This window comes from Marivivens aquimaris (genome assembly GCF_015220045.1).
In the GTDB taxonomy this organism is placed as follows: domain Bacteria; phylum Pseudomonadota; class Alphaproteobacteria; order Rhodobacterales; family Rhodobacteraceae; genus Marivivens; species Marivivens aquimaris.
On the sequence record NZ_JADBGB010000001.1, the window covers coordinates 895,850 to 908,636 of the forward strand.

Genomic DNA, 12,787 nt, shown 5'->3' on the forward strand with positions numbered 1-12,787 from the left:
AAAACAGCATCCGAGGGAGGATTAGAATGAACCGTTTTGTCATGGCCGCATGTGCCATGGTCACGAGCGCCGCGATGGCGACCGGTCCGGTATGGGCCGAGGTGACCGAAGAAGATCTGGCCAACGACGCCGCATCGACGGGCGACGTGCTGACCAACGGCATGGGCCGCGATCTCCAGCGTTTCAGCCCGCTGACCACACTCAACCGCGACAACGTGGATAACCTCGTTCCAGTCTGGGCGTTCAGCTTCGGCGGTGAAAAGCAGCGCGGTCAGGAAACCCAGCCGCTTATCCATGACGGCATGATGTATGTCACCGCGTCCTATTCGCGGATTTACGCGATCGACCTCGAAACCGGTAAGGAAGTCTGGCAATACGACGCCCGCCTTCCCGAAGGTATCCTGCCGTGCTGTGACGTGATCAACCGTGGCGGTGCGATCTACGGCAATAACATCTACTTCGGCACTCTGGACGCGCGTATCGTGGCGCTTGACCTGAAGACAGGCGACGTCGTGTGGAACAAGAAGATCGCCGACTACAAGGAAGGCTACAGCTACACCGCAGCGCCGCTCATCGTGGACGGTCTGGTCATCACTGGCAACTCGGGCGGTGAATTCGGCATCGTCGGCGAAGTGCAGGCACGCGACGCCGAAACCGGCGAAACCGTCTGGACCCGTCCGGTCATCGAAGGCCACATGGGCACGCTCAACGGCGAAGAAAGCACCATGACCGGCACGCTGAATGCCTCTTGGCCGGGCGACATGTGGAAGACCGGTGGCGGCGCGACATGGCTTGGCGGCTCCTATGATGCCGACACCGACACGCTCGTCTTCGGTGCTGGTAACCCGGCACCGTGGAACTCGCACCTGCGCAACGCTGGTGCGCCGACCGAAGGCAACACTGGTGACAACCTCTATGCGGCCTCGCGCCTCGGCATTGATCCGGCTACCGGCGAGATCAAGTGGCACTTCCAGACCACTCCGCGCGAAGGCTGGGACTATGACGGCGTGAACGAAGTCATCGCCTTTACCGACGCAGACGGCAACATGAAGTACGCCACTGCCGACCGTAACGGCTACTTCTATGTTCTGAACCGCGAAGACGGTGCGTTCATTGACGCGTTCCCGTTCGTCAAGGACATCACGTGGGCCGAAGGCATCGACGAAAACGGTCGCCCGATCTTCAACGAAGACAACCGTCCGGGTAACCCCGCCGACTCCGTCGATGGCGCACGCGGCGAGATGGTTTTTGCCTCGCCGTCGTTCCTTGGCGGTAAGAACTGGATGCCGATGGCCTACAGCCAGAACACCGGCCTGTTCTATGTTCCGTCGAACGAATGGGGCATGGATATCTGGGACGAGCCCGTCACCTACAAGGCAGGCGCGGCGTACCTTGGTGCCGGCTTCACGATTAAGCCCAACTACGAAGACCACATCGGCAGCCTGAAGGCGATCGACCCGCAGACCGGCGAATGGATGTGGGAATACCAGAACGAAGCTCCGCTCTGGGGCGGCGTTATGACGACCGCTGGCGGTCTGGTGTTCTTCGGCACGCCCGAGGGCGAGTTCATCGCGCTCGACGACACCACCGGCGAGAAGCTGTGGTCGTTCCAGACCGGCTCGGGCATCGTTGGCCAGCCTGTCACTTGGGAAGCCGACGGCGAGCAGTATGTCTCGGTCGTATCGGGCTGGGGCGGCGCTGTTCCGCTCTGGGGCGGCGAAGTTGCCAAGAAGGTCAACTACCTGAACCAGGGTGGTACCGTCTGGACCTTCAAACTGCCCGAAGCACTTGCCATGGCGAACTGACCCCCTCCGGTCATCGTCCGCAAGGCGCGCCATCCGAAAGGGTGGCGCGTTTTGTTTGGAGATTTGATATTTGGGTGATCGGCACGCATGAAAAAGCCCCGCTTGATGGCGGGGCTTTCGATTGTCCGGTTCAGCCTTTACGGGACTGGACGCCTCTGGCTGGATCATAGCCCCAAACCGCGATGCCTGCGAAGACGATGAGCGCCAGGAGCGTCCATGCAAGGGCGGGAAGGTTGAGTTGTCCGTAAAGCGCGAAACGGATCATCTCGACCGCTTGGGTGAACGGATTGACCGCGCAGAGGTCTGCAAGAAGCGGGCTCGCCTCGCGCATCTTCCACAGCGGGTAGAGCGCGGATGACATGAAGAACATCGGGAAGATGACGAAATTCATCACCCCTGCGAAGTTCTCCAACTGGCGGATGACGGACGACAGCATGAGGCCGAGTGCGCCCAGCATCAGGCCGGTCACCAGCAGCGCGGGCAGCACGGCGAAATAGCCGACAACGGGCGGGCGAATGCCCCAGATCGCCGCGATGCCGAGGAAGATCATGCACTGGAGGATCGACACGAATGTGCCCGCCAGCAGCTTTGCCATCAGGAGCCACCAGCGCGGCAGCGGCGAGGTCAACAGGAGCCGCATCGACCCCATTTCGCGGTCGTAGACTAGTGAAAGAGATGACTGCATCCCGTTGAAAAGACATATCATTCCGAGAAGTCCGGGAATGATGTAGGTCTCGTAGGTGATGTAGGTCTGATAGGGCGGCGTGATCGACAGGCCGAGCGCCGCGCGAAAGCCTGCCGCGAAGATGAACAGCCACACCAGCGGCCTGACGAGCGCCGCAACTAGCCGTCCGCGTTGGCCAATGAACCGCAGCGCCTCACGGTGGAGGATGGCGCGCAGGGCAATGAGCCAGCTCATAGCGCGTCCTCTCCGGTCATCTGCAGAAAACGGTTAGAGAGGCTCATCTCGCCGCGAATATCGCCTGCCGTCCCGCGCGCCAGCAGTTGCCCGCGGTGGAGAATAGCGAGGTCGTCGTTATCGCGTACTTCGTCTGTCAGGTGCGTTGCCCAAAGGACCGCCATCCCGTCTGCTGCCAATTCATGCGCGTAGTCCGTGATCGCCGCCCGCGCTGCCGCATCAAGGCCGACCGTCGGCTCATCGAGCAACAGAACGGCCGGGCGGTGGATCAGCGCCCGCGCCAGCTCCATCCGTCTGCGGTGGCCACCGTTCAATGAGCGAAGCTGCTCGCCCGCGCGCTCCGCCATATCCAGCCGTTCCAGCGCGGCCTCGACCCGTGCATTCGCTTCCTTGCCCGCCAGCCCATGTAGCGCAGCGAAATACAGCAGGTTCCGCCGTACTGTTAGGTCAAGGTCCATCGTCGGTTGCTGGAACACCACGCCGATTTTCGCGAGCGCCTTACGCGGTGACTTCGCGAGGTCATGGCCCGCCACGGTGATCTGTCCGCTGGGTGCCACGAAGAGCCGTGTCAGCAGTGAGAACAACGTGGATTTCCCTGCGCCATTCGGCCCCAACAAAGCGCAAAACCGCCCCGAAGGGACGGTCAGCGTGAGGTCATTCAGGGCCGTCTTCGCCCCGTAGCGGTAGCTTATGCCACGGATCGAAAGCCCGCCCGTCATGTGTCAGCCCTTATTCAATCGTGATTTCAACGCGCTGGGTCTCTCCGGTCGTGCCGGGGATCGCGAGGGAGTAACGCCCTGGTTTGATCGCGATAAAGGACATCTCCAACGTACCTTCGTCGTCAAACTCGAATGAACTGAGGCCCATCGGGCGGACTTCGATGTCGTTGATGACTACTTCGTTCACCCAGATCGCACGGAAGAAACCCGCACCTTCGAGGGCGAGCTCTGCGCTGCCGTCCGCTTCGATCTCCAACGTGTAGTAAGTGCCAGAGGTCAGGTTCAGCGGCGCTTCGGACACCGGCACGCCCGACGAGAGCGTCAGCGGCGGCAGGTCAACGCGGTTGGCTTTGGCCAGAAGGCCGGCGGTCTGCGCATTGGCGCTGAGGGGCAGCGCGAGCAGGGCGGCGAGCAAGAGTGCTTTCATCTTCATTCCTCAGTTCGACGTGGGCCGCATCGCCGCGCCCCAAGGGAAGCGGCCGACCTTGATGGATTTGATTGCTTCCTCGCGCGCGACGTCGATGACAGTCACATCGCCTGAGACACCATTCGTGGTGAAAAGCTGCGTCTGATCGGGCGAATAGGCCATGTGCCAGACGCGGCGACCGACGAGGATGTATTTCTCGACCTCCAGCGTTTCGGCATTCACAACGGCCACGTGGTTCGACGGACCCAGCGCGACGTAGACCTTGGTCTGGTCCGGCGAGAATTTCATGCCGACAGGCTGGATCAGATCGTCGTTCACCCCCTGAATGGCAAAGCGGACTTTGCCGACTTCGCTCTGGTCAGCCACATTGAACACAGTGATCGTCCCGCCGATTTCCGAGCTGACCCAGACCTTCGTCCCGTCCTCGGTGAACTCCGCATGGCGAGGGCGTGCGTCGACGAGCGTGTTGGCGAACAGCTCGTGGGTCGACGTGTCGATCCAATGCGCCATATTGGTCGTCTCGGACGTGGTGATGACGATCTTGCCGTCAGGACTGACAGCCATGCCTTCGGGCTCGATGCCGACGTTGATCTGGGCAACCACGCGGCGGGTTTCGGTGTCGACGACAGTTGTGACCGCATCATCCTCGTTCGCGATGTAGAGGTGCCGGTTATCGGGGTGCAGAATGAACTGCTCGGGGTCTTCGCCCGACGGCAGATCGCGCAGGATTTCACCCGTGTTCGGGTCCATGACCTGCACGGTGTCGCTATCGGAGGCGCAGATATAAAGCCGCGTGTAGTCATGCGAGAACGTCACACCGCGCGGGCGTTCGCCTGTCGGGTAGGTCTGGACGACCTCCAGCGTGTCCACGTCGATCACGCTCACGGTGTCGTCTTTTTCATTCGTCACCCAGATTTGCCCGTCCGCCATGGCGGTGGAGGCAAGCAGCGTGAAGGCAAGCGCGGAGATGCGGCGCATGGGTTACTCCTGAAATGCGGTGCAAGCGCTCTCGGCCTCGTCGAGGCCAAGGCTGTCGGTTTCGTTGCGGTGGTGCAAAAAGCCCTCGACCGGAGCCAGCGTGACCAGTGCGCGGTCATTCACAACGGCAATGGGCTGGCGCATCTGGCCGTTCCAATGGCGGAACGTGAGCGCGCGGCCCTTGAAGCCGTCGAGCTGGAAATCGTCCGACAGGAAGTAGTCGCGCAGCACGGCAGGATCGGTGCTGGAGGTGCGCGTCACCGCCTCTCCGATCGCGCGAACGGCGGTCCAAGCGGCGTAGTCCTGCGAGCGCATGTTGCGGCCCGTGGCGTCCTCGAAACGGTTCTGAAGCTGCACGGCGCCCCACGCCTCGATCACGCTGGCCCAGCCTTCGGCGCGCAGGCCGTGGGTGCCAGCAACAGGGCGGGGCAGCCACGTGTTGTGCAGCACGTAGCGCCCGAAATCGTCGGTCGGATCGGCGACCAGCAGTAGGTCGTGGTCGGGCAGATCCTGCGTGAAGCGTGGGATTTCCGACATCGTCGACTCGCGCAGGTCCGTATCAAATGTCCATACTTTCTCGGCCTTGAAGCGCATCCCGAATTTGCGGGCGGAACTGCGCAGCGCCTCGGCGAAACGGGCGTCATCCTCGCGCGGCCCGACGATCATGGCGAGGTCGGTCCACTGCCGCGCGACCAGTACTTGCATCAGCGCATCGGTACGTGCCGCGTCCTCTGGAACCGTGTGCAGCAGGTTCGCACGGCAATCGGCGGACCGCAGTCGCGCCTCACCGGATGAGACATTGAAAACCACCGTTCCCGCACTTGCGGCAAGGTCGGCGGCGGCGAGGATTTCCTCCGCGCCTCCTTCGACCAGAACAACCGGATAATCCGCGATAACCTCGCGAGCGGCCCCCGAAAAATCACCGTCAGGCGGCACGCTCACATAGTCGAGGTGATACGTCTGCCCGAGGAACCGTCCGGTCGTCTGGTTGTCGCCCAGAGCAAGCTCCGCACCCGCGATCCCGAGGTCATCGGGGATCGGATCGAGGTTCGACAGCACCGGCGGGTGGTCGATTTCCTGCCGCAGGTAAAGGATTGGAACGTCAAGAGAAGTTGCGTTCTGCGCAGCCGCTATCGTCGCGGATTCCACCGCCAGTAGCGAAGCCGCACCGATCAGAAACGTTGCCCGCATAGTCCTCTCTCCCTCGGCCTTCATGTTCGTTTTACGGGTGGGGCGGAGCTATTGGACAATGGTCGTAAGATGGCCGTGGCTGCGGCATTTTGGGACGAAAGTCCAATTTCTAGGGCGCGGATTGATCGCTTACCAAAGTTCGCATCTTAGGGAGGAAGATCCATGAATACCTTTACCCGCGGCCTTCTGGCTGCACTCGCTTTCTCGGGCTTTTGCTCGACCGCTTTCGGCCACGGTGACGTTGCACCGCAGCCCGTCAACACAGATGCATTGCCGGATGTGGGTGAAGAATGGCTGACCGAAAACCCGTACCGCGCCGAAGCCGCGGGCGAGGACGTCTGGGCCGAAGCCATCATCATCGGTGACAGCGCATACAACCAGAACTGCGCCCGCTGCCACGGCCTTGGCGCGGTGTCCGGCGGTCTCGCGCCGGACCTTCGCTACCTCGAAGCCGAAGAGTACGGCGATGAATGGTTCGTCGAGCGTTTCCAGCACGGCTACACCCAAGACGGCACGACCAAAATGCCGGCGTTCGGTGAAATCCTCGGACAGAAAGCCGGCTGGGCGATCCGTACCTATATCGAAACCCGCCCCGATGACGGCGCGCTGGATGATTACACCGCTCGCTTAACTGAAATCCGCGATACGCTTGCGGCGGGTGAAGGCGATCAGGACGCGCTCCGCTCCGAGCTCGAAGACATCTCGGCCAACGTCGAAACCGCTTCGGGCGCACCGGTGTCCGACAGCGTGGTGCGCCGCGCGGTTCTGGCGCTCGACGGGTCGGACATGGCGGCCAAGCACGCCGCCGACGCGCTGACCATCGGGCTTTCGGCAACTCACTGACATGGACCACCGGTTCATACTGACGGCAGTTCTGGCGGCGGGAGTTTCGACCCTCGCCGCCCAGCCCGTTCTGGCGCGCTGTGAAGGCATCGTGCCGGGTGAGCGACCGCAAAATACCGCACGTGACTACGTCGGTCAGACGATGGACGACATCATCGAACGCGGCACGCTCAACATCGCCGTTTACGAAAACCTGCCGCCCTATAGTTGGGAAGTAAACGGCGAGCCGCGCGGCGTCGATATCGAAGTCGGGCGCATCCTTGCGGAGGCTCTCGGCGTCGAGCCGGAGTTCCGCTTTGTCCAGCCTGCGGAGAACCTGCAAGGCGATCTGATGTCCTACATCTGGCGGGGAACGGTACAACGGGAACCCGTTTCGAATGTCATGCTCCGTGTGCCTTATGACAGTACGCTGACCTGCATGATCGAGCAGGTGGTCTTTACGGGGCAGTACGCCTCAGAGACCGTTGCCATTGCCTATCGTCAGGACGCTTACCCCGACGCGATTGCGGGCGATGACCCGCGACACGAGGGCGCTCCGGTGCCTGCGTACTTCAGGTTTGATAGCGTCGCGGTGGAGAACGACACCATCGCGGACTTCTACCTGACCGCTTTTCCCGGAGCAGACCTTGCCGCCAACGTCCACCGTTACCGCACGATGGGGGCGGCGATGGAGGCTTTGGGCGATGGTGAGACGATGGCCGCAATGGGCCCGAGAGCACAGCTTGAGTGGGGCGCTACAGATGGGGTCGCAATCCACCAGCCGCCGCTCGTCGGGTTCGCCCGCGCGACGTGGACTTTGGGCATCGGCGTCCACCACAGCCACCGTGATCTGGGCTATGCGCTGGATGACGCGATTGTCGCTGCATTGGAGGATGGCCGGATCGAGAAGGCCTATGCCGACTACGGTCTGACGTTCATTCCGCCGGAACGCTAAAGCGCGAATGCAGGCGGGTCAGGTCACAACCGACAGACCCGCCTCGTTCTCTACCCAGATGCGGTGCAGGGTCGGCATCTTTGCGACCAGCGCAGCGATCTGCGGTTTCTCCATGAAAACCAGTCCGGTCGAAAGGCCGTCCGCGATGGCGGCACTGTCCGCCTCGACCGCGATAGCCGACCAGAGCGGAGCCTTGCCTTGCGGGTGCAGGATATGTGTCCGCCCGCCGATGGTCATCGCGGTAGGGCGGCTGATGGCGAGGGATGTGCCACGGATCGTCGCCGCGCCGAGCGTATCAAGGCCGATCCTGTAGAGGCCGCCAAGCGCCGCGTATTCGCCCATGTTGACCAGCGCATCTGTGAACCCGCGCTCCGCTAGCCACGCTTTCACCAGATCGGCCGCGAAGCCTTGCGCGATGCCGTTGAGCGTCAGCGACTGATCATTTCCGAGGCGCACGTGATTACCCGACAGCGAGACGCGGTCCCAGCCGATGAGCGCCTTGGTCGCATTGAGGTCGCCCCCGTCAGCAATCGCCTGCCAGAGCGGCTGGACTGTTGGATCGAACGCGCCTCCGGTGATGGCGTGGATGTCGCTGCTTAGGTGCAAAGCCTCCGCCAGCCAATCACTCACCTCCGCTTCGCCTGCGTTATTCAGGCGCTGCAATTCGGACGCCCGAAACAGCGAAAAGGTATCCTCGATCCGGTCAATGAACGCAGGCAGCTCCCACAGCGCTTCACTGGCTCCGCGCCCATCCAGCGTAATCGACGCGTCGGCACCGAGCGCCACACCGCTCCACGTTTCGGCCATCGCGCGTCCCGTCATCACCGCAGAAACGGCAGAGATCGTCAGAAATCGGCGGCGCGTGATCATTGGCGGACCTCCTTGGCTTTGGGGATGTGCAGTTCCTTGCCGCGCGACTTCAGCACCAGCGGCACGCAGGTTTTCGGGTCGTTGTAGATCGACACGCAATCGAGGCACTGGAAGCATTCCGAGTAGACGATATCGCCGCTCGGTTTGATGGCGCCGTAGTTGCAGCGCACCTTGCAAAGCTGGCACGGGCTGCCGCATTCCTTGCGCCGTTTGATCCAGTCCGGGCCGCGCAGCAGCCCGCCGATCGACATCAGCGCGCCGAGCGGACAGACGTAGCGACAGAAGCCTTTGAAGGTGAACATGCCGAGCACCAGCCAGAACACCGCGTAGACGACGTAGTACCAGTTACGGACAAAGAACGTGGTGATCGCGGTTTTGAACGGTTCGACCTCGACCAGTTTGTCGATCCTGTCGGGTGTCAGGAACACCGCGGCAACGAGGCCCGCCAGCAGCACGTATTTCAGCATCTTCAGCCGCTCGTCCCACTTGGTGGAGGGCTCCCACTTCGGCAGGCGCAGCAGGCGGCCGAGGTGGTGCGTGAACTCCTGCATCGCGCCGAATGGGCAGAGCCAGCCGCAGAACAACCCGCGTCCCCAGAGCACGAAACCGATGATCGTCGCGGCCCAGATCAGCAGCGAGAATGGATCGTAGAGCAGATAGGCGAACGATCCGCCCTCGATCACGGTGCGCAGCACGGCGAGCGGGGTGACGATGGACAGCTGCCCTTGCCCCCACCAGCCGATGAAGCCGAGCACGCCGGCAAGGATCACCAGACGGATCGCGGTGTATCGCGGGTGATCAGCGAGGCGGTTCATTCCGGGACCGAGCAGCAAGAACAGGAGCGGCAGGAAAATGGCCAGCGCGATCATGTCGCCTTGGCGGTTATAGAGCGCATCGACCCACGCGGGGCGGGGTTTGGCGACCTCGTCGCGCACATAGAACCGCTCGGGCGCAGCGTAGGTGAGGGTGAAAGTCTCGTACCCCAGTTCGGGCTGGAACATACCGTGAGCGCGGAGGGCCTTGACCTGCAAATCCCACTCGCGCGTCGGATCGAAACCCAGACGGCGGTCCACACGTAGGATCATCGCGACTCCTTCGGGCACCTCGGGGCGTGTGTCGAAGATCATGTCCGCGTCACGCAATTCGACCGGCAGTCCGTCCTGTATCGCGCCCAGAAGGTCAGGCGCGGTGTTGCGCACAAAATCCTCGCTCACCAGCCCGTGCCGCGCGCGTTCAATGAGCAGCAGTGGTTCGGCGTCGGGCGTGACGGTCAGGAACCGTTCGAGGTCGGCCATCGCATCGTCATCCAGTACCGCCTTCGCGACCGAGGGCGCACCGATGTCCACGAGCCAGAGGTCGAGGTACAGACCCTCGGGGTCGGCGGCGGCTTCGGGATCGTCATGCGCCCAGATGGTGCCTGCAAACGCGGCATCCAGTTCCGCGTTCGTGACCACCAGATGCCTCGCGATGCCTTCGTCGAGCAGTCGGTCCCACGTCAGATCCTCGCCGTATTCGCGGTTCGGGCGGGCAGGGGGCGAGGCTTGGATACCCTGCATCTTTTCGCGGGCAACGGCGAGCGTTGCAGCCATGATGCTCTCGTGCGCGATGCGCACCGACGCGGTCGCCTTTAGCACGCCATCAAGGTACGTGACCCCCGTGCCGCCCGCGTCGTGACCGTAGGGGACGCCGACGACCATCGGGGTGTTGATCGAGAGGCCTTGGTACTGTTCGAGGAAGGCGCGCAAAGGCGCTTCGCCGAGGCCGGAGACGAAGATCGGTTCGTTGTGCGAGATCAGTTTGATGTCGATGAACCGCCCTTCGAGATCGAGCATGACCATAATGTTGATCGGCGCGCCCGAAAAGCCAGGCAAGGGTGCTAAGGGTTCGGTCTCAAACACATATCCGGCTTCGGCGCCTCCGGAATTCAGAAGGCTCCAGACGCCGTTGTCGTTCAGCGGTTCCCCCAGCGCGTAGGGCGGGATCACGAAATTCTCGATCTCCTCGCGCGGCAACGGCTCGGCATGTACGAAGGTCGGACCCTGCAAAGCAAGGCCTATGAAAAAGGCGAAAAGAGAAATAATGAGGCGCATAGCAGACGGTAGGTCCGAGCTGCGAAAACCAGCAATAACACCAAAGTCTAGGGGGCGGGCCGCGTGTCCGCAGCTAACGTACCGGCATGAAATACCCCGCTCCATCCCGCGTGCCTGACAGGCTGATATTCGTGCTCTCGTTGGCCGCCTTCGTGGCCTTCTGGTGGGTGCTATCAGTCGTCAAAGGCGAGCCGCGCGTGCTGCCCGCGCCGCCCGCAGTGCTGGCGGAGTTGTGGAACGAAGCTGCCTCGGGACGGCTGACCAAGAACATCGGTGCGACGCTCACAAGGGTCGCGATCGCCTTCGGTCTGTCGATGGTGATCGGGTCGGTTCTGGGCATTCTCCTCGGGCGGATGCCGCGCCTGAACCGCTGGGCGAACCCTTGGGTGACGATCTTCCTCAACCTGCCTGCGCTGGTGTTGATCGTGCTGTGCTACCTCTGGATCGGCCTGAACGAAGTTGCCGCGATCACCGCCGTCACGCTTAATAAGACCGCGATGGTGCTGGTCACGCTGCGCGAAGGATCGCGTGCGTTGTCGCCCGACCTTGGTGATCTAGCGCGGGTCTACCGGATGCCTAAAGGCGCGGTGCTGCGTCATGTGGTGGTGCCGCAGCTTGCGCCTTACTTCGCCATTTCCGCGCGGGCGGGTCTCGCGATCATCTGGAAGATCGTGCTGGTGGTCGAATTCCTCGGGCGGTCATCGGGGGTCGGTTTCCAGATCCACACCAAGTTCCAGATGTTCGATATTCCGGGTGTGCTGGCCTACGCGCTGAGCTTCGTCGCGATCATGCTGCTGATCGAAGTCGCTCTGATCCAACCGTTCGAGCGCCGCGCGAACCGCTGGCGCCGCGTGCCGGACGGCGCGTTCGCGGGCTGAGTACGCCCTTGGTCGGATTGCCGATTACCGCGCCCCGCGCATAATGCGTAGACCGACTGACGGGGGGAGGTTCGGAATGTCCACAGCATCAGCAATGCACCATGCGCGTGTCGAGCAGGCCTTGTCCGGCGGTCAAGCTGTTCGTTCTGCGCTCGTGGCGTCTTGGGCGCGTTCGGCGAGCCTTCATGGCCTCGACCCCAGCCGCCGCCGCGATCCGTACCGTTTGACTGATGCCGAACTGCGCGTTGCGAAGGAAAAGAGCGATCCCGTCATCGCCCACGCGGCTCCGCACCTCGACCAGTTGTTCCAAGTGGTGAACGGCCTCGGCGGTTGCGTTGTGTTGGCGGATACCGACGGCGTGGCGCTGGATCGCCGCGGGCATCAGGCCATGGACCGCGATTTCGAGGAATCCGGCCTCTGGACCGGCACCAATTGGTCCGAAGCAAGCGCCGGCACCAACGCCATCGGCACTTGCCTCGCCGAAGGGCGGGCGGTGACGATCCACCGCGACCAGCACTTCCTTGCCCGCAACATCGGGCTCAGCTGTTCGTCCGCTCCCGTCTATGACGCCGAGGGTCGGCTGGCGGCGGTATTCGATGTGTCCACCGCGCGTCCTGAAATGGCCGAAGCGGTCGCGACTCTGATTGCGCAGACCGTGCAGGAGGCGGCTCGCAAGACCGAAGCCGACATGTTCCACGCCGCATTCCCCCGCGCACGCATTGTGATGATGCCGGGGCTGGAGCGCGGGCAGGGTGCCTTGCTCGCCGTCGACGCCGACGATCTGGTGATCGGAGCGACCCGCTCGGCGCGGCTCCAGATGAAAGTGCAGGGCGGTGCGAAGTTCGATCCCCGCCCGCTCGCCGACCTTCTGGACGTCGCCAGCCATGAAAACATGGAAGCCGCCGCACGCGCCGTTCTCGCCCGTGCGATGGCCCGCGCGAACGGAAATGTCTCCGCTGCGGCCCGTTCGCTGGGCGTCAGCCGCGCGACCTTGCACCGCAAGCTCGGCCGCCAGTGATTTCCGACCCGAACCTGTCGCAGAACTGCGACAGGTCGGCCCTCCCAACAGGTTTCCCCATCATGACCGGCGCGCTATAGGCGGGCATCCTTCTAAGACCAGCCGCAGAGGAGCG

12 protein-coding genes are annotated in these 12,787 nt (G+C 62.8%); 5 read left to right on the plus strand and 7 right to left on the minus strand.

What is annotated here, in order from left to right; translation table 11 throughout:
- The first annotated feature begins 26 nt into the window (after positions 1-26).
- Entirely contained in the window at positions 27-1,805 is a 1,779-nt protein-coding gene (locus tag IF204_RS04545; protein ID WP_194095021.1) for a PQQ-dependent methanol/ethanol family dehydrogenase, read from the plus strand.
- A 130-nt stretch (positions 1,806-1,935) separates the two neighbouring features.
- Here IF204_RS04545 and IF204_RS04550 read toward each other — a convergent pair whose 3' ends face one another.
- Genes IF204_RS04550 through IF204_RS04570 form a run of 5 tightly spaced genes read right to left on the minus strand, consistent with a single transcriptional unit; the run spans position 1,936 to position 6,039 of the window.
- Complete coding sequence (locus tag IF204_RS04550; protein WP_194095022.1) at positions 1,936-2,724, minus strand: ABC transporter permease; 789 nt, start codon at positions 2,722-2,724, stop codon at positions 1,936-1,938.
- Positions 2,721-3,443 (minus strand): ABC transporter ATP-binding protein, encoded by a 723-nt coding sequence (locus IF204_RS04555; protein ID WP_194095023.1) that lies wholly within the window; start codon positions 3,441-3,443, stop codon positions 2,721-2,723. The genes IF204_RS04550 and IF204_RS04555 overlap by 4 nt, the downstream gene beginning before the upstream one ends.
- A gap of 10 nt (positions 3,444-3,453) precedes the next feature.
- Positions 3,454-3,870 (minus strand): hypothetical protein, encoded by a 417-nt coding sequence (locus IF204_RS04560; RefSeq protein ID WP_228069065.1) that lies wholly within the window; start codon positions 3,868-3,870, stop codon positions 3,454-3,456.
- 9 nt (positions 3,871-3,879) lie between these two features.
- Entirely contained in the window at positions 3,880-4,848 is a 969-nt protein-coding gene (locus IF204_RS04565; RefSeq protein ID WP_194095025.1) for a YVTN family beta-propeller repeat protein, read from the minus strand.
- Positions 4,849-4,851: 3 nt separating this feature from the next.
- Positions 4,852-6,039 carry an ABC transporter substrate-binding protein gene (locus IF204_RS04570; protein WP_194095026.1) on the minus strand — a complete coding sequence of 396 codons (1,188 nt, stop codon included), beginning with the start codon at positions 6,037-6,039 and terminating at the stop codon, positions 4,852-4,854.
- Between the two features lie 162 nt (positions 6,040-6,201).
- Here IF204_RS04570 and pedF point away from each other — a divergent pair, with 162 nt between their 5' ends.
- The gene (gene pedF, locus IF204_RS04575) at positions 6,202-6,882 is read left to right on the plus strand and encodes a cytochrome c-550 PedF (RefSeq protein ID WP_194095028.1); all 681 of its coding nucleotides are present in this window, start codon (positions 6,202-6,204) and stop codon (positions 6,880-6,882) included.
- A gap of 1 nt (position 6,883) precedes the next feature.
- Positions 6,884-7,816 (plus strand): substrate-binding periplasmic protein, encoded by a 933-nt coding sequence (locus tag IF204_RS04580; RefSeq protein ID WP_194095030.1) that lies wholly within the window; start codon positions 6,884-6,886, stop codon positions 7,814-7,816.
- A gap of 18 nt (positions 7,817-7,834) precedes the next feature.
- Here IF204_RS04580 and IF204_RS04585 read toward each other — a convergent pair whose 3' ends face one another.
- Positions 7,835-8,686 carry an FAD:protein FMN transferase gene (locus IF204_RS04585; protein ID WP_194095032.1) on the minus strand — a complete coding sequence of 284 codons (852 nt, stop codon included), beginning with the start codon at positions 8,684-8,686 and terminating at the stop codon, positions 7,835-7,837.
- The gene (locus IF204_RS04590; RefSeq protein WP_194095034.1) at positions 8,683-10,776 is read right to left on the minus strand and encodes a 4Fe-4S binding protein; all 2,094 of its coding nucleotides are present in this window, start codon (positions 10,774-10,776) and stop codon (positions 8,683-8,685) included. Before IF204_RS04590 ends, IF204_RS04585 begins: the two co-directional genes overlap by 4 nt.
- A gap of 86 nt (positions 10,777-10,862) precedes the next feature.
- Here IF204_RS04590 and IF204_RS04595 point away from each other — a divergent pair, with 86 nt between their 5' ends.
- Positions 10,863-11,654 (plus strand): ABC transporter permease, encoded by a 792-nt coding sequence (locus IF204_RS04595; protein WP_194095036.1) that lies wholly within the window; start codon positions 10,863-10,865, stop codon positions 11,652-11,654.
- Positions 11,655-11,730: 76 nt separating this feature from the next.
- Positions 11,731-12,672 carry a helix-turn-helix domain-containing protein gene (locus IF204_RS04600; protein ID WP_194095038.1) on the plus strand — a complete coding sequence of 314 codons (942 nt, stop codon included), beginning with the start codon at positions 11,731-11,733 and terminating at the stop codon, positions 12,670-12,672.
- Positions 12,673-12,787 lie beyond the last annotated feature (115 nt).